This is a genomic window from Nitrospirillum guaranorum, from assembly GCF_034653275.1.
GTDB lineage: Bacteria > Pseudomonadota > Alphaproteobacteria > Azospirillales > Azospirillaceae > Nitrospirillum.
The window spans coordinates 2,470,001-2,486,576 of record NZ_JAYEES010000003.1 but is presented as its reverse complement, the minus strand read 5'-3'; the positions used below and the strand labels follow the sequence as shown (position 1 = coordinate 2,486,576).

The window sequence follows — 16,576 nt, the reverse complement described above, 5'->3', positions numbered from 1 at the left end:
GGGCGCCGTCCGCCATCGTCTCAACCGTCCTCAACCACGCTGCACAGGGAATTGCCGTATAGGGGCTGTCCGCCCGGCGGCGGCGCATCCCACCCTCATCTACGGCAAATATGGTGCGGCAACCATAGCAATACAGCCCCCGCAACGTTGTGATGGCGGCCACGGCCGGGTGGGCGGGGGTCCGGGTGGGGGGGCCGGGTGGGCGCGGGTCAAGGCGTCCAGTCTTCCGGCTCCACCGCCCGCAGGGGCACGACGCTGGCATCAATCGTCTGCTTGCCGGCGTGGGGGAAGTTGACGGTGACGCGCGCGCCCACGGCCGACTGCACCTGTCCCAGGCCCCAGTCCGGCTGGCCGGGGTGCACGACGTAGGTGCCGGGGGTCAGCAGCGCGGCGGCCGCGCCTGATTCGGGTGGGAAGGGAGCCATGGGGCGTATATCCTAGGGCTAGAGGGTCGGGATGGCGCCGGCGGTGGCGAAAAAAACATCACCTATCCTTTTGCCCTTATCCGTTTGTTCTTGGGCAGGCGCTTCGCTAAACCCCTGCCATCCGGACGGGCGTCCACTATGCTGCGCCATGCCCACTATGAACCGCCATGCCGCCCGGACAAGGCCCCAAAACAAGGCCCATATGAATGACGGTCTCCCTGGAACTGCACGTTGTCGAGCTGCTCTGCTCCCGCCTTTGCCATGATTTGATCAGCCCGGTGGGCGCCATCGGCAATGGCGTCGAACTCATTGAGGAGATGGGTCCATCCATGGCTGAAGAGGCCATGGCCCTGATCGCGGACAGCGCCGACCAGGCGGCGCGGCGCCTGCGCCTGTTCCGCCTGGCCTATGGGGCGGCCGGCAACAGCGGCGCCTTCACCGCGGCCGAGGCGCGGACGGTGCTGGGCGCCTGGTTCCGGGGCGCGCGCACGCGCCTGGACTGGCCGGCCGACGTCATGCCCAGCTCCAATGACGGCGTGCTGAAACTGGCGCTGAACCTGGGCTTGCTGGCGGAGGAGGCCATGCCCCTGGGTGGCGTGGTGACGATGGCGGCGGGCGACGGCGGGGCGGCGCTCTCCGTGACGGCGGAGGGGCGCACCGTCAGCCTGCGCGACGAGGTGCGCGAGGCCCTGGACGGGGCCGTGGCGCAGGCCGACCTGACCCCGCGCAGCGTCCAGGCCTATGTCACCGGCCGCTTCGCCGAACAGTGCGGCTGGCGCATTGTCACCGAGGCCAAAGGTGCGGAAGCATTGCGTTTCTGGCTGGAACGGCGGGCCGGTTGACAAGGCCCGGGGGCCGTTTCACGCCGATAGCGAACCTTAACGCGTTTATCGCTTGTCTTGTCGCCCGGGGCACGCCATCAATCTCGCAGGAGTAACGTGTTCTTAATCGTCTTTCTGGAAAAGATGGGTGTAGGGAGTGGCGCCCCCTGTCACTATTAGGACACCCATCACGGCCGAAGGGGTTTGGCCGGGTGTTTTGATGTGGGGCGGGGTCGGGGGTTTACACCTTATTCCAAACGGGGCCGCCCGTCGGGACGGCTTCGATACGCGCATGGCAACGGGACGTGGACCATGGATGATCTGCTGAGCGAATTTCTGACCGAGACCAATGAAAATATCGCGGTCTTGGACGTTGAGTTGGTGCGGCTTGAGCAGAACCCGAATGACCCCAGCCTGCTGAGCAACATCTTCCGGCTGGTTCACACCATCAAGGGCACGTGCGGCTTCCTCGGCCTGCCGCGGCTGGAAGCGGTGGCCCACGCCTCGGAGAACGTGCTGGGCCGCTTCCGCGATGGCGAGCTGAACGTCAGCCCCTACGCGGTCACGCTGATCCTGGAATCCCTGGACGCCATCAAGTCGATCCTGCTGGTTCTGGAAAAGACCGAGGCCGAGCCGGCCGGCAACGACGAAGACCTGATCAACCGCCTGAACGCGCTGGCCGAGGGCCGGGAGGCGCCCGCCGCGGCCGCTCCCCCCGCCGCCGCGCCGCCCCCGCCGCACGAGCCCGTGCCGGAACCTGTGGCTCCGCCGCCGGCCCCCGTGGCCGCCGCCCCGTCGGTGCCGGCCGCCGCCACCACCCGCGAAGTGGCGCCCGTGGCCGAGGCCGCCCCGCCGGCCCCGGCACCCGCCGCCACCCAGGCGCCCCCGCCGCCCCCACCCGCCGCCGGTGGCGGTGACGGTGGCGAGTCGTCGCTGGCCAACCAGACCATCCGCGTGAACGTCGACCTGCTCGAAAACCTGATGACCATGGTTTCCGAGCTGGTGCTGACCCGCAACCAGCTGCTGCAGATCCTGCGCAGCCAGAAGGAAAGCGAGTTCGCGGTTCCGCTGCAGCGCCTGAACCACGTGACGTCGGAGCTGCAGGAAGGCGTCATGAAGACGCGCATGCAGCCCATCGGCAACGCCTGGGCCAAGCTGCCGCGCCTGGTGCGCGACCTGGCGCACGAACTGCACAAGAAGATCGACCTGCAGATGCTGGGCGCCGAGACGGAACTGGACCGTCAGGTGCTGGAGCTGATCAAGGACCCGCTGACCCACATGGTCCGCAACTCCGCCGACCACGGCCTGGAGCTGCCGGCGGAGCGCGTGGCCAAGGGCAAGCCCGAGACCGGCCGCGTCACGCTGAACGCCTTCCATGAGGGCGGCCACATCATCATCGAGATTTCCGACGATGGTAAGGGCCTGGCGATCGAGGCCATCAAGCGCAAGATCCTGCAGAACGGCCTGGCCACCGAGGTCGAGCTGGCCGGCATGTCCGATCAGCAGATCCAGCAGTTCATCTTCAAGGCCGGCTTCTCCACCGCCGCCAAGGTCACCAGCGTCTCCGGCCGCGGCGTCGGCATGGACGTGGTGAAGACCAATATCGAGAAGATCGGCGGCACCATCGAGCTGAAGTCCGTCGAGGGCCGCGGCACCACCTTCACCATCAAGATCCCGCTGACCCTGGCCATCGTTTCGGCCCTTGTCGTGGAATGCAGTGGCGAGCGTTTCGCCATCCCGCAGATCAGCGTGATAGAGCTGGTGCGCGCCGCCAACGACAGCGAGCACAAGATCGAGCGCATCAACGGCACCCCGGTGCTGCGCCTGCGCAACCGCCTGCTGCCGCTGGTCAGCCTGGAACGGCTGCTGAAGCTGGGCGACGGTGATCAGTACAACCGCGAGACCTTCATCGTGGTGGCCCAGGTCGGCAACTACACCTTCGGCATCATCGTCGACCGTGTCTTCGACACGGAAGAAATCGTGGTGAAGCCGGTGGCCCCCATCCTGCGCCATATCGAGCTGTTCTCGGGCAACACCATCCTGGGTGACGGCTCCGTCATCATGATCCTGGACCCCAACGGCATCGCCAGCTTCTCCGGCGAGATCGCGGGGGGCATGCACGACACCGCCGCCGCCGCCGCCGAGGCGAAGCAGTCCACCCGTCAGGACGACCGCATGGCCCTGCTGCTGTTCCGCGCCGGCGATGGCGCCCCCAAGGCCGTCCCGCTGTCGCTGGTCGCCCGCCTGGAGGACATCGACCTCAACCAGGTCGAGGCTTCCAACGGCCAGCCGGTGGTGCAGTACCGTGGCAAGCTGATGCCCCTGGTGCCCATCGACCCGTCCTGGCAGGTCCAGCGCGACAAGCGCCAGCCGGTCCTGGTGTTCGCCGACGGCGACCGCTCCATGGGCCTGGTGGTGGACGAGATCATCGACATCGTCGAGGACCGCCTGCAGGTGGAGCTGGGCACGGAACGCGCCGGCTTCATGGGCAGCGCCATCATCGCCGACAAGGCGACGGACGTCATCGACGCCGGCTTCTACCTGACCCAGGCCTTCCGCGATTGGTTCGGCAACGCCACCGACCGCTTCGAGGACGAGCGCCTGCACAAGGTGCTGCTGGTTGACGACAGTCCCTTCTTCCGCAACCTGCTGACCCCGCTGCTGACCGTGTCGGGTTACGACGTCACGGCGGTGCAGAGCGCGGATGAGGCCCTGGGTCTCTGCGAATCGGGCGAGGACTTCGACGTCATCGTCAGCGACATCGAGATGCCGGGCATGAGCGGGCTGGAGTTCGCCCAGGCCGTCCGTGGCAACAGCCGCTGGCAGAACGTGCCGCTGGTGGCCCTGTCCAGCCACGCCACCCCGCGCGACCTCGACCGGGGCCGCCAGGCCGGCTTCACCGACTATGTGGCGAAGTTCGACCGCGACGCGCTTCTCTTCACGCTGCAGCAGACCATCTCCGAGACCAAGGGTGCCGCATGAGTACGAACCTGCCCGCCAAGCGCACCGCCAGCACCGAAGTCGCGGTCGTCAAGAACGAAGACTTCGTCACCATGACCATCGCCGACCAGGTGTTCGGCATCCCGGTCCTGCAGGTGCAGGACGTGCTGGGGCCGCAGCGCATCACCCGCATCCCCCTGGCCCCGCCGGAGGTTGCCGGTTCGCTGAACCTGCGCGGCCGCATCGTCACCGCCATCGACGTGCGCCTGCGCCTGGGCCTGCCGCCGCGCGCGGCCGACAAGCCCGGCATGAGCATCGTCGTGGACCACAAGGGTGAGCTTTACTCCCTGATGGTCGACAGCGTCGGCGAAGTCTTGAGCCTGACCTCGGATGACTTCGAACGGCAGCCGGCCACGATGGACGCGCGGTGGCGCGAAGTGTCCACGGGTATTTATCGTCTGCGGGAAAATCTTCTCGTTGTGCTTGACGTGTCGCGGTTGTTGAATTTCGCTAATACCGAAGCCGCCTGAGCCTGGGCTTAACCCACCGGTGCTTTCGAGCGCTTAGCAACCGAGGTCCTTTGCATGAAGTCCTGCCTGGTCGTCGATGACAGCCGCGTCGTCCGCAAGGTCGCGCGCAAGATCCTGGAAGAGCTGAACTTCACCTGTTCAGAAGCCGAGGATGGCAAGCAGGCGATGGAAGCGTGCGCGGCGTCCATGCCGGACGCCATCCTGCTGGACTGGAACATGCCGGTCATGACCGGCATCGAGTTCCTGCGGCGTCTGCGCAAGATGTCGGGGGGCCAGACGCCCAAGGTGGTGTTCTGCACCACCGAGAACGATCTGGCCCACATCCAGGAGGCGCTGTCGGCCGGGGCGAACGAGTACATCATGAAGCCCTTCGACAGCGAGATCATCCAAACCAAGTTCCAGCAGGTCGGGCTTCTCTGACGCCCGGGAACCATAAGATCATGATCGATATCCCCGGACGACCTCAGGCCGCGTCCTCGGCGGCCTCCACGACCGAGCCGTACCGGGTCATGGTCGTGGACGATTCGGCGGTCATCCGTGGCTTGCTGACGCGTACCCTGGAGGGTGACGGCACCATCCGTGTCGTCGCTTCGGTGGCCAACGGCCAGATGGCCATCAACACCCTGCAGCGCCAGACCCTGGACGTCATCGTCCTGGACATCGAGATGCCGGTGATGGATGGGCTGACGGCCCTGCCGCAGCTGATCGCCGCCGATCCGGCGGTCAAGATCATCATGGCCTCGACCCTGACGGCCAAGAACGCCGACATCTCGCTGCGGGCCCTGCGCGCCGGCGCCTCCGACTATGTCACCAAGCCGTCCTCGACGCGGGAGCTGACGGGCGCGGAAAGCTTCAAGGCGGAACTGGTCAGCAAGGTCCAGGCGCTGGGCGAAGCCGCCCGCCGGGCCGATCCGTCCAAGGGCACACCCTCGCGACCGCTGGCGCCGCGCCCCGTCGTGGCACCCGTTCCGGGTGCGGCACCTGCGGCCGCCCCCACCGGCACCGCGGCGCCCGCGGCACCGTCGCCCATCCGCAGCCGCCTGCTGGACCACGGTCCGGTGGTGCTGCGCCCGGCGCCGGACATCCGGCCGGACATCATCGCCATCGGCAGCTCCACCGGCGGGCCCCAGGCCCTGTTCGAGGTGATGGCCAATTTCCGGGGCGGCTTGCAACAGCCCATCGTCATCACCCAGCATATGCCGGCGACCTTCACCACCATCCTGGCCGAGCACATCACCCGCCAGTGCGGGATCGAGTGCGCGGAGGCCAAGGACGGGGAGCCCATCGTCGGCGGCCGGGCCTATGTGGCGCCGGGCGACAACCACTTCCTGCTGGTGTCGCGCAACGGCGTCACCACCGCGCAACTGACCAAGGACCCGCCGGAAAATTTCTGCCGGCCGGCGGTCGATCCCATGTTGCGCAGTATTGTTAAGATTTATGGGCGTAAGGTGTTGGCGGTCATCCTCACCGGCATGGGGCATGACGGTCGCGGCGGCTGCGACCAGGTGGTCCAGGCCGGGGGTATGGTTGTTGGCCAAGACGAGGCCAGCAGCGTGGTGTGGGGCATGCCGGGTGCCGTGGCAACCGCGGGCTTGTGCAGTTCCATCCTGCCCTTGAAGGAGATCGGTCCGTTTATCCGCAAGATCGCACTGAGGACGGCGGCATGAAGGTCGAAGACTTCGACATGTTCTGCACGATGCTGAAGCAGCGTTCGGGCTTGGTCCTGACCAAGGACAAGGCCTACCTGCTGGAATCGCGCCTCATGCCCGTGGCGCGGAAGTGGAACCTGAAAACGCTGGATGAACTGGCGGCCACGGTTCGCGCCCGCAAGGACGAAAACCTGCTGAAGGACATCACGGAGGCGATGACGACCAACGAGTCGTCCTTCTTCCGCGACCAAAAGCCTTTCGACCAGTTCAAGCAGGTGGTCCTGCCGGCCCTGCTGGAAAGCCGGGCCACCAAGAAGTCCATCCGCATCTGGTCGGCCGCCTGCTCCAGTGGACAGGAGGCCTATTCGCTGGCCATGATGTTATCGGAGGACTCCGTCCGCCTGAACGGCTGGCGCATCGAGATCGTGGGCACCGACCTGTCGTCGGAGATGGTGGAGAAGTCGCGCGCCGGCATCTACACCCAGTTCGAGGTGCAGCGCGGCCTGCCCATCACCATGCTGGTGAAGTATTTCAAGCAGACCGGCGACAAGTGGCAGCTGTCGCCGCAGATCCGGCAGATGGCCACCTTCCGGGAATACAACCTGCTGACCGACCTGTCGCCGCTGGGCCAGTTCGACGTGGTGTTCTGCCGCAACGTGCTGATCTACTTCGACCAGCCGACCAAGACCAAGGTGCTGGAGGCCATCGCCAAGCAGATGCCGCCCGACGGTGTGCTGTACCTGGGCGGTGCCGAGACGGTCTTAGGCATCACCGACAGGTTCAAGCCCATGGAAGGCCAGCGCGGCCTGTACGTCCTACCCTGAGGGCGGGGCCTGAGGGCGGAGAATTTCGCTTCATAGAGGGCCGGCCCGGTGACGGGACCGGCCCTTTCCGTATCGGGCTTTCGCGGGGGACCGCCTACATCCAGTGGGTAGTGACCCTGGCGGCCCGCTGCCTGCATACTGCGTCCACCAACCCATGAAGCGGCCCGCGCAACCGGGACCGCACGAATAAAGGGGACGCGAGGATGTGGGAAGAATTCAAGTCGTTCATCAGCCGGGGCAACGTCATCGACCTGGCCGTCGGCATCATCGTTGGCGCCGCCTTCACCGGCATCGTCAATTCGCTGGTCAATGACCTGATCATGCCCCCCATCGGCTATCTCATGGGCGGCATCGACTTCTCCAGCTATTTCCTGGCCCTGAACGGCGAACACTACGCCAACCTCAAGGCGGCGCAGGACGCGGGTGCCGCCACCGTCAACTACGGCGTCTTCATCAACGTCGTCATCCGCTTCTTCATCGTCGCCGGTGCCGTGTTCCTGCTGGTGAAGCAGGTGAACCGCTTCCGCACCAAGGCGGTTTCCGCCCCGCCCCGGCAAGAGGTGCTGCTGGAGGAAATCCGCGATCTGCTGAAGGCCAGGAACTGATCCGGGGACTGTCCGCCGGGCGTCCTATCCGAACAGCTTGGTGTAGCCATCCATGAGGGTCATCCAGGCGGCGCTGCCGGCGATGGGCACCATGACCACCTGGTTCAGGATGGCCAGCGGCAGGCCATAGGCATAGACGGGATGGGGCCGTCCGCGTGTCCGCCAGTCATGGACCAGGGCCGCGACCAGCAGCAGGTCGGCGACCAGACCCGGGGGGATTGCCACGAAGGGCGGCGGGGGCGGACCCTCCGCCGCCGCCCCGGGCGGTGCCAGCAGGGCCACGAAAACGCGGGCGATGGCCGGCTGCATCAGCAGGGCCATGAGCAGGATCATAAGCCGCTTGTGTACCTCCGGCCGTCGAACCATCACGATGGCCAGCACGAAGACGGCGATGAACAGGGGCAACGCCGTCAGCGAGACGGCGGCGAAGCGCTTGGCCGCATCGCCGAACCCCAGTTGGGCGTACAGGTTCAGCACGGCGACCTGGCTGGCCAGGATGGTGCAGATCATCACGCTGAACAGGGCGATGCCGGCCAGGCCCCAGCTGCGGTGGTCGGGTGTCCGGCCCCGCGCCGCCAGCAGCGTCTGCGCGAAATAGAAGAGGCACCAGGAAAACAGGACGAAGCCGTGGATATGGACGATGGCCGGCCGGTGGAAGGTGCCGCTGAGCACCGGCCGCCAATAGGTCGGCGTGAACCCGCCGAAGGCGATGGCTAGGAAGATGGCGGCCATGGCCACATAAAAGGTGTGCCGATTGGCCGTTGCGACCGGCCGAGATGTGATCGCGGTTTTCATGGCGCCCCCCACCGTTGCCACACCGCTTCAATTATGCGTGGCTTTGGTGGCCGGGATCCAACTATCACAGGTTTAGCTGTCGAATGGATAGCGAGCGCCCGTCTACCGGGCGCACGTCCCCGCTGGGGCGGCGTCCGGCGTTTCGAACACCCCGTTCCAGCTGTCGCGCAACGCCGCGTCCACCTCGTGCAGGCTGACCAGGTGCCCCAAGGCATGCATGGAGGTGACGCCGAACTGGGTGATGCCGCAGGGCACGATGCCGCCGAAGTGCTCCAAATCCGGATCCACGTTCAGGGAAATGCCGTGGAAGGTGACCCCGCGGCGCACCCGGACGCCGATGGCGCCGATCTTGTCCTCCTGGCCCCGCAGCCCGCCATAGGGTTGCTTGTCCACCCAGATGCCCACGCGGCCACAGCGCCGCTCGCCCTTGATGTTGAACAGGGCCAGGGTGCGGATGATCCATTCCTCCAGGTTGGTGACGTAGCGGTGGACGTCGGGCCCGCGCTTCACCAGGTCCAGCATGACGTAGGCCACGCGCTGGCCGGGACCATGATAGGTGTACTGCCCGCCGCGCCCGGTCTGGAACACGGGGAAGCGGCCATGGTCCAGCAGGTCCTCCGCCTTGGCGCTGGTGCCGGCGGTGTACAGCGGCGGGTGTTCCAGCAGCCACACCAGTTCGGGCGCCGTGCCGGCGCGGATGGCCGCCACGCGCTCCTCCATGGCGGCCACCGCCTCGGGATAGGCCACGGGCTGGTCGCTGATGCGCCATTCCGGGCCGGCCGAAGGCGGGGAGGCCAAATGCGGGGAGGCCAAATGCGGGGAGGGTGGAATGGCGTCGGTTTCGGTCAGGGGCAGGGACATCGCGGTTGCTTACCTGTCGTGCTAAGGCGGTTCCGGCGGGTGCGGCGCCGGGGGCTTTTCCGGGTCACACCTTTATATAGTGTGTCCCGATCCCGATGGGGCCACACGAGGGCTTGCTATGGGATCGGCGATTTGCTATTCCCCCGTTCACCCGTTGGCAAGCCCTTGCCGACGAGGTTCTGACATGATGCGGTCATGGCGGAATTGGTAGACGCGCAGCGTTGAGGTCGCTGTGGGGCAACCCGTGGAAGTTCGAGTCTTCTTGACCGCACCATCACCTGAAAGGCCGGCCCTATGGGGTCGGCCTTTCGCGTTTCCGGGCATCGCTTATGGGCCGATATCGCGCATGGCAGACGGGCGCGCTGGCGTCGAATGGCACCATAGTGCCCATGGCCTCTGGACAATGCCGCCCCCCCGCCTTAAGCAGGAAGCAGACCGAACGGTTTACGACGCCCGTGGAAGCATCGGCGCCCCGTGACGCCGCTCGCGACCCAGTCCCCCGCAGAAGAGACCGGCCCCATGTCCGACGAGTTTCGCGAAGCCGCCCTTGACTATCACCGGCTGCCGACGCCGGGTAAGATCGCCGTCACGCCGACCAAGCCCCTGGCGACGCAGCGCGACCTTGCCCTGGCCTATTCGCCCGGCGTGGCCTTCGCCTGCGAGGCCATCGTGGCCGATCCGGCCGAGGCCAGCCAGATGACCTCGCGCGGCAACCTGGTGGCCGTCATCACCAACGGCACCGCCGTGCTGGGCCTCGGCGACATCGGTCCGTTGGCCGCCAAGCCGGTGATGGAGGGCAAGGGCGTCCTGTTCAAAAAGTTCGCGGGCATCGACGTCTTCGACATCGAGATCGACCAGAAGGATCCCGACAAGCTGGTCGAGGTCATCGCCGCGCTGGAGCCGACCTTCGGCGGCATCAACCTTGAGGACATCAAGGCGCCGGAATGCTTCTACGTGGAAAGCAAGCTGCGCGAGCGCATGAAGATCCCGGTCTTCCATGATGACCAGCATGGCACCGCCATCATCGTCGCCGCCGCCATCACCAACGCGCTGAAGCTGCGCGGCCGCAAGATCGACGAGGTCAAGCTGGTGGCCAGCGGCGCCGGCGCCGCCGCCCTGGCCTGCCTGGACCTGCTGGTCGACATGGGCATGCCCGTGGACAACATCTGGGTCAGCGACATCAAGGGCGTGGTCTATGACGGCCGCACCGAGCTGATGGACCCGCGCAAGGCCCGCTACGCCAAGAAGACCAACGCCCGTACCCTGGACGACATCATCGATGGCGCGGACATCTTCCTGGGCCTGTCCGCCCCGCGGGTGCTGACCAAGCCCATGGTGGCCAAGATGGCGGGCCAGCCGGTCATCCTGGCGCTGGCCAACCCCACCCCGGAAATCATGCCGGAGGAGGCGCGCGAGGCGCAGCCCGACGCCATCATCGCCACCGGGCGGTCCGACTACCCCAACCAGGTCAACAACGTCCTCTGCTTCCCCTTCATCTTCCGGGGCGCCTTGGACGTGGGCGCCACCCAAATCAACGAGGCGATGAAGATCGCCGCGGTGGAGGCCATCGCCCGCCTGGCCATGGCGGAACAGCACGACGTGGTGGCCGCCGCCTATGGCGACCAGCAGGCCGGCTTCGGCCCCGACAACATCATCCCCAAGCCCTTCGACCCGCGGCTGATCCTGGAGATCGCACCGGCGGTGGCCAAGGCCGCCATGGACAGCGGGGTGGCCACCCGGCCCATCACCGATTTCGACGCCTACCGCGAGCGGCTGTCGCAGTTCGTCTTCCGCTCCGGACTGCTGATGAAGCCGGTGTTCTCTCGCGCCAAGCAGGCGCCCAAGCGCCTGGTCTATTGCGAGGGCGAGGAGGAGCGGGTGCTGCGCGCCGTGCAGTTCGTGGTGGACGACGGCCTGGCCAAGCCCATCCTCATCGGCCGGCGCGAGGTGGTGGCGCGCCGTATCGAGAAGCTGGGCCTGCGCATCCAGCTGGACCGCGACGTCGAACTGGTCGATCCGCAGAACGACCCGCGTTATGCCGACTACTGGCAGAGCTACCACGCCATCATGGAGCGCCGGGGCGTCAGCCCGGACCGCGCCCGCCAGGTGGTGCGCAACAACACCACCGTCATCGGCCTGATGATGGTGCGCAAGGGCGACGCCGACGCCATGATCGGCGGCACGGTCGGCCTCTATGACTGGCATCTGAAGCATGTGCTGGACGTCATCGGGCTGAAGCCGGGCACCACCATTCCCGCCGCCCTGTCGGTGCTGATCCTGCCCAAGGGCACCTTCTTCCTGGCCGACGCCTATGTGACGCCGGAACCCACGGCCGATCAGATCGCCGCCATGACGGCCCTGGCGGCGGAAGAGGTGCGGCGCTTCGGCGTGGTGCCCAAGGTGGCCCTGCTGTCGCACTCCAACTTCGGCAGCCACGGCGACGCCTCGGCCCTGACCATGCGGGCCGCCCTGGCCAAGATCGAGCAGCAGTGCCCGACGCTGGAGGTCGAGGGCGAGATGCATGCCGACAGCGCCATCTCGGAAGACATCCGCAACCGTGTGTTCCCCAACAGCCGCCTGAAGGGCATGGCCAACCTGCTGATCATGCCCAGCCGCGATGCCGCCAACATCGCCTTCAATCTGCTGAAGACCCTGGGGGAGGGGCAGCCGGTGGGTCCGGTGCTGCTGGGCGCCGCCCAGCCGGTGCACATCCTCACCCCTTCGGTCACCGTGCGCGGCATCGTCAACATGTCGGCCCTGGCCGTGGTCGACGCCCAGATGCACGAGATGGGCGAGGACGCGTAAGGCTCCGCTTCCCCGGCGTTCCGGTCCCGCGTTCCGGCCGGAAGGCTTGCAAGGCCTGTTGATGAGACCCGTCCCGGATTGATCTGGGGCGGGTCTTCGCCTTTCAGCGCGGGAGCTCGCCTTGACAATAGCACGATCGTTCGTTTATTTTTCGTCCCCATGAGCAAGGGTGTCCGCACGCGCGCCGCCATCCTGGGTGAGGCCTTGAGCCTCATGAGCACGGATGGACTGTCAGGCCTCACCATCGGCCTGCTGGCGGAGCGTACCGGCCTGTCGAAAAGCGGGCTGTTCGCCCACTTCGGGTCCAAGGAACAGCTGCAGGTGGCGGTGTTGCAGGAGGCCCAGGCCTGCTTCACCACCCATGTCATCCGTCCCGTGCTGGACCTGCCGCGCGGCTTGCCGCGGCTGGAGGCCTTCGCCGAGGGTTGGTGGGCGTGGAACCGCTCACCCCCCTTTCCAGGCGGCTGTCCCATCCAGGCGGCCAGCCTGGAACTGGACGACCGGCCGGGCCTGCTGCGGGATGAGATCGCGGGGGCCCAGCGCCGCTTGCGCGCCTTCATCCGGCAGGGGGCCGCCATGGCGGTGACGGCGGGGCATTTCCGCCCCGGCCTCGATTGTACCCTGTTCGCCTTCCAGATGGTGGGTATCGCCTTCGCCCAGACCATGACCTGCCGCCTGTTGGGCGAGCCGGAGGGTCTGGATTTCGTTCGCCGCGCCTGGCGCCTTCAGGTGGAAGGCGCCTTGGGCTCCGCACATAATCAAACGGGAGAGATGAACCATGTCGAGTGATCCGATTGTCATCGTCAGCGCCGCCCGCACCGCCATGGGCGGCATGATGGGTGATCTGTCCAGCCTGCCGGCCGCCCAGCTAGGCGCGGCCGCCGTGAAGGCGGCGGTGGAGCGCGCGGGCCTCGCCCCCGACGCCATCGACGAGGTGGTGATGGGCTGCGTGCTGCAGGCCGGCCAGGGCCAGGCGCCCGGCCGCCAGGCGGCGCTGGCCGCGGGCCTGCCGCAGTCGGTGCCCTGCAGCACCCTGAACAAGATGTGCGGCAGCGGCATGAAGGCGGCCATGGTCGCCCACGATCTGCTGGTGGCGGGCAGCGTCGACATCGCGCTGGCCGCCGGCATGGAAAGCATGTCCAACGCGCCTTACCTGCTGGATCGCGCCCGTGGCGGCTATCGCTACGGCCACGCCACCATCTACGACCACATGGCGCTGGATGGGCTGGAGGACGCCTACGACCGGGGCCGCGCCATGGGCACCTTCGCCGAGGACACGGCCGCCCATTACCAGTTCACCCGCGAGATGCAGGACGCCTACGCCATCGAGAGCCTGCGCCGGGCCAAGGCCGCGGTGGAAGGCGGCTGGTTCGACGGCGAGACGGTGGGCGTCACCGTGAAGGGCAGGGCCGGTGACGTCGTCATCAGCCGGGATGAGCAGCCGCTGAAGGGCAAGCCGGAAAAGATCCCCACCCTGAAGACGCCGTTCCGCAAGGATGGCACGGTGACGGCGGCCAGCAGCGCCAGCATCAGCGACGGCGCCGCCGCCCTGATTCTGACCCGCGCCAGCGTGGCGGAGAAGCGCGGTCTGAAGCCGTTGGCCCGCATCGTCGGCCATGCCAGCCATGCCCGCGCGCCCAACTGGTTCACCACCGCCCCCATCGGCGCCATCGAGACGCTGTTCGCCAAGACCGGCTGGTCGGCCCGCGATGTCGACCTGTTCGAGATCAATGAGGCGTTCGCCGTGGTGCCCATGGCGGCGATGCGGGAATTCGACATTCCCCATGACAAGGTCAACGTCCATGGCGGCGCCTGCGCCCTGGGCCACCCCATCGGCGCCTCGGGCGCCCGCATCCTGGTGACCTTGCTGGCGGCGCTGCAGCGCTATGACCAGACCCGGGGCGTGGCCAGCCTGTGCATCGGCGGCGGCGAAGCCACGGCCGTGGCCATCGAGCGTCTCAACTGACGCCCCATCCGCGCTGGCCATCCGCGCTGGCCATCCACGCTGGACCTGATCCGGCGAGTGGGCATACTGGCGGGCGGCCGTGCCGAGGGGTGCGGCCGCCCTAATAACATGTGGGGAGGGGATCTGTGATGGCAGCGCAGCCCTTGGACTTCTATTTCGACTTCGCCTCGCCCTACGGCTATTTCGCCGCCATGGCGATCGATGAGCTGGCGGCTCGCCACGGCCGCGCCGTCGCCTGGCACCCCATCCTGCTGGGGGCGGTGTTCAAGAGCACGGGCGTCACCGCCACGGTGTTGCGCCCCTTGCAGGGCGATTACCTACGGCATGACGTGATGCGCTCCGCCCGCTACTACGGCCTGCCCCTGGTGTGGCCGCAGGTGATGCCGATCAACGCCGTGGCGTCCTCCCGCGCCTATTACTGGACGGCCGCGCGGGACACCGGCCTGGCGCGGAGCTTGGCGAAGGCGCTTTACCGCGCCCACTGGCAGGAGGGGCGCGACATTTCCGGAATGGACGTGGTGGCGGATGTCGCCGCCGGCATCGGCATGGATGCGGATGGCCTCAAGGCCGGTGTACAGGAGCCGGCGGTGAAGGACGCGCTGCGCGCCGCCACCGATGCCGCCATGGCCCGGGGCGTCTTCGGCTCCCCCTTCATTTTCGTGGATGGGGAGGGGTTCTGGGGGGCGGACCGCCTGGTGCAGGTGGAACGCTGGCTGGCGCGGGGCGGCTGGTGATGAACGCGACCACACCCCGGCCCGCGGCCCCCCGGCGGCGGCGCAAGCGCACCCTGGTGACGCCCATCGTCCTGACGGTGGGCTTGCTGGCCTTGATCTCGCTCACCATCCAGGGGGCGGATCCGGGCCTGATGCTGGCGCTGTTGGGGGCGGTGGTCGTCGTGGTGGGCACCTGCCACCTGCTGTTTCCCGGCAGCCGGTTCTTCACCATTGGCCTGGCCAACTTCGTCGGCATCTACGCCATCATTTTCGAGTTCTTCGTCGAGGCGCATTTCTCGCAGCTGCGGCCGGGCCTGCTGGGCCTGGGATTCGTTCTGCCGTTGGCGGCCTTCCTCGCCGGCGTGGTGATCCGGCGCGAGGGCATTCGCGCCATCGTCCAGGCGCGGCCGGAGGGCAACGCCAGGCGCCGCGACCTGCGCCGTTTCGGTCGCGCCTTCGGCTGGGTGGTGCCGCTGGGCCTGGTGGGGGCGGCCACCTTCCTGCTGACCCCCGAAACGCCCGAGCCCGTGGTGCGCGACGCCTTCGTCGCCGCCATGGGCTTCATCGCCTTCATCGTGCTGCTGGTCAGCTACGATGTCGTGGTGCTGCTGTTGGAGACGGGCCTACTGTTCGAGGAGTTCTTCGAGCAGGTGGCCGGCCTGGCGGAGCCGGCCTTCGCCTTCTTCACCTTCTACTCATTGCTGGTGATCGTCTTCGCCGCCCTCTACACGGTGGTGGACCGCTTCTCTCCCGTCAGCCAATTCATGATCGGCGGCGCGCCGCAGAAGATCGGATTCGCGGAGAGCCTTTATTTCTCCGTCGTGACCCTGTCGACAGTGGGCTACGGCGATATCGTGCCGGTGGGCAGCTTCATCCGCCTGATCGTGGCGGCCGAGGTCATCGTCGGCATGCTGCTGTTGCTGTTCGGATTCAACGCCATCTTCAGCTACTCCAGCAGCCGCCGGCCGCCCGACCGCTGAGCCCAAGGTCGCAGGGTATGTCGGTACATGGCCCGTGCCATTGGTCGCCCGAGAAACATCACTGGTGCCCGCGTCAAAAAAGTCTTAACGCTTCTCTGATAGGGGTGGGGTCTGAAAGCCGCGCGGGGTAGGGCAACCCCCCTGGCGCGGGGCCTAAACTTAAGGGGCGGGATGCCGTGAGCCGGTCGATCGAGGGCGTCACCAACTGGATGCACCTATTCCGTTGGATCGTGAAGCTGATCCGCGACGACTACGGCGTCGACGAGAAAATCCTGACCCGCACCGCCGTGCTGGAGACCGACTGCGGCCTCAGCATCGAGCAGGTGGAAGAGGTGCTGGACATTGTCGCCGACAGCTTCGCCATCCGTTTCCCCCAAGGCACCCTGGATGAGGTGCTGAAACTGGAAGAGCTGTGCCTGTTGGCCGCATGGCTGAAGGGCATGTTCAAGCGGCCGGAATTCATCTCCGACGGGTTCGAGGCCAAGTGCCGCGCCATGAACGCTTCGGCCGGGGCCTAGATTCTTTTGTTCCTTCAGTTGCCGGTGGCCGGCTTGAGGGCCACCCCTGTGATGGGGCGCCTTGACCCCGGGGCTTAAGCTCGTAGTCTCGATCCCCCGATAGACACCGGCCTTGTTGAGACCATGCCCCTTCATATGCTGCGC

The 16,576-nt window shown here is 67.0% G+C and carries 17 protein-coding genes and 1 tRNA gene (1 of these 18 only partly in view); 15 read left to right on the top strand and 3 right to left on the bottom strand.

What is annotated here, in order from left to right; all coding sequences use genetic code 11:
• Positions 1-209: 209 nt before the first annotated feature.
• Positions 210-425, bottom strand: coding sequence for a DUF3553 domain-containing protein (locus UAJ10_RS20330; protein ID WP_322917041.1), 216 nt, complete (start codon positions 423-425; stop codon positions 210-212).
• Positions 426-631: 206 nt separating this feature from the next.
• Between UAJ10_RS20330 and UAJ10_RS20325 the strand changes: the two genes are divergently transcribed.
• From UAJ10_RS20325 to mscL, 7 genes are all read left to right on the top strand, one after another.
• A complete protein-coding gene (locus tag UAJ10_RS20325) occupies positions 632-1,267 on the top strand; it encodes a histidine phosphotransferase family protein (RefSeq protein ID WP_322917040.1) in 636 nt (211 codons plus the stop codon).
• 291 nt (positions 1,268-1,558) lie between these two features.
• The gene (locus UAJ10_RS20320; protein WP_322917039.1) at positions 1,559-4,228 is read left to right on the top strand and encodes a hybrid sensor histidine kinase/response regulator; all 2,670 of its coding nucleotides are present in this window, start codon (positions 1,559-1,561) and stop codon (positions 4,226-4,228) included.
• On the top strand, positions 4,225-4,716 hold the full coding sequence (locus UAJ10_RS20315) for a chemotaxis protein CheW (RefSeq protein WP_044559593.1): 492 nt from the start codon (positions 4,225-4,227) through the stop codon (positions 4,714-4,716). The genes UAJ10_RS20320 and UAJ10_RS20315 overlap by 4 nt, the downstream gene beginning before the upstream one ends.
• Positions 4,717-4,770: 54 nt before the next feature.
• Positions 4,771-5,136: a response regulator gene (locus UAJ10_RS20310; RefSeq protein ID WP_004272883.1), complete on the top strand. Its 366-nt coding sequence runs from the start codon at positions 4,771-4,773 to the stop codon at positions 5,134-5,136.
• Positions 5,137-5,156: 20 nt separating this feature from the next.
• Positions 5,157-6,383, top strand: coding sequence for a protein-glutamate methylesterase/protein-glutamine glutaminase (locus UAJ10_RS20305; protein ID WP_322917038.1), 1,227 nt, complete (start codon positions 5,157-5,159; stop codon positions 6,381-6,383).
• Positions 6,380-7,189, top strand: a complete 810-nt coding sequence (locus UAJ10_RS20300; protein ID WP_322917037.1) for a CheR family methyltransferase — start codon at positions 6,380-6,382, stop codon at positions 7,187-7,189. Before UAJ10_RS20305 ends, UAJ10_RS20300 begins: the two co-directional genes overlap by 4 nt.
• A 203-nt stretch (positions 7,190-7,392) precedes the next feature.
• Positions 7,393-7,794, top strand: coding sequence for a large conductance mechanosensitive channel protein MscL (gene mscL / locus UAJ10_RS20295; protein WP_145613939.1), 402 nt, complete (start codon positions 7,393-7,395; stop codon positions 7,792-7,794).
• A 24-nt stretch (positions 7,795-7,818) separates the two neighbouring features.
• Here the strand turns inward: mscL and UAJ10_RS20290 are convergent, their stop codons facing one another.
• Together UAJ10_RS20290 and lipB are read right to left on the bottom strand one after the other, a co-directional pair.
• Positions 7,819-8,589, bottom strand: coding sequence for a hypothetical protein (locus tag UAJ10_RS20290; protein ID WP_322917036.1), 771 nt, complete (start codon positions 8,587-8,589; stop codon positions 7,819-7,821).
• A 102-nt stretch (positions 8,590-8,691) separates the two neighbouring features.
• The gene (lipB, locus tag UAJ10_RS20285) at positions 8,692-9,450 is read right to left on the bottom strand and encodes a lipoyl(octanoyl) transferase LipB (protein WP_322917035.1); all 759 of its coding nucleotides are present in this window, start codon (positions 9,448-9,450) and stop codon (positions 8,692-8,694) included.
• Positions 9,451-9,639: 189 nt separating this feature from the next.
• On the opposite strand from lipB, the gene UAJ10_RS20280 reads away from it, so the two are divergent.
• From UAJ10_RS20280 to UAJ10_RS20245, 8 genes are all read left to right on the top strand, one after another.
• A tRNA-Leu gene (locus UAJ10_RS20280) sits at positions 9,640-9,724 on the top strand.
• A gap of 245 nt (positions 9,725-9,969) precedes the next feature.
• Positions 9,970-12,255, top strand: a complete 2,286-nt coding sequence (locus tag UAJ10_RS20275) for an NADP-dependent malic enzyme (protein ID WP_322917034.1) — start codon at positions 9,970-9,972, stop codon at positions 12,253-12,255.
• A 159-nt stretch (positions 12,256-12,414) separates the two neighbouring features.
• Entirely contained in the window at positions 12,415-13,044 is a 630-nt protein-coding gene (locus UAJ10_RS20270; RefSeq protein ID WP_322917033.1) for a TetR/AcrR family transcriptional regulator, read from the top strand.
• Complete coding sequence (locus UAJ10_RS20265) at positions 13,034-14,221, top strand: acetyl-CoA C-acyltransferase (RefSeq protein WP_322917032.1); 1,188 nt, start codon at positions 13,034-13,036, stop codon at positions 14,219-14,221. Before UAJ10_RS20270 ends, UAJ10_RS20265 begins: the two co-directional genes overlap by 11 nt.
• 128 nt (positions 14,222-14,349) lie before the next feature.
• Positions 14,350-14,955: a 2-hydroxychromene-2-carboxylate isomerase gene (locus UAJ10_RS20260; protein ID WP_322917031.1), complete on the top strand. Its 606-nt coding sequence runs from the start codon at positions 14,350-14,352 to the stop codon at positions 14,953-14,955.
• Positions 14,955-15,914, top strand: a complete 960-nt coding sequence (locus UAJ10_RS20255; RefSeq protein WP_322917030.1) for an ion channel — start codon at positions 14,955-14,957, stop codon at positions 15,912-15,914. The genes UAJ10_RS20260 and UAJ10_RS20255 overlap by 1 nt, the downstream gene beginning before the upstream one ends.
• Before the next feature lie 176 nt (positions 15,915-16,090).
• Positions 16,091-16,432, top strand: coding sequence for an acyl carrier protein (locus UAJ10_RS20250; protein WP_322917029.1), 342 nt, complete (start codon positions 16,091-16,093; stop codon positions 16,430-16,432).
• 123 nt (positions 16,433-16,555) lie between these two features.
• On the top strand, positions 16,556-16,576 hold the start of the coding sequence (locus UAJ10_RS20245; RefSeq protein ID WP_322917028.1) for a DUF1489 family protein. It continues 408 nt past the right edge of the window; the window shows 21 of its 429 coding nt (coding positions 1-21); it begins with the start codon at positions 16,556-16,558; its stop codon lies off the right edge, out of view.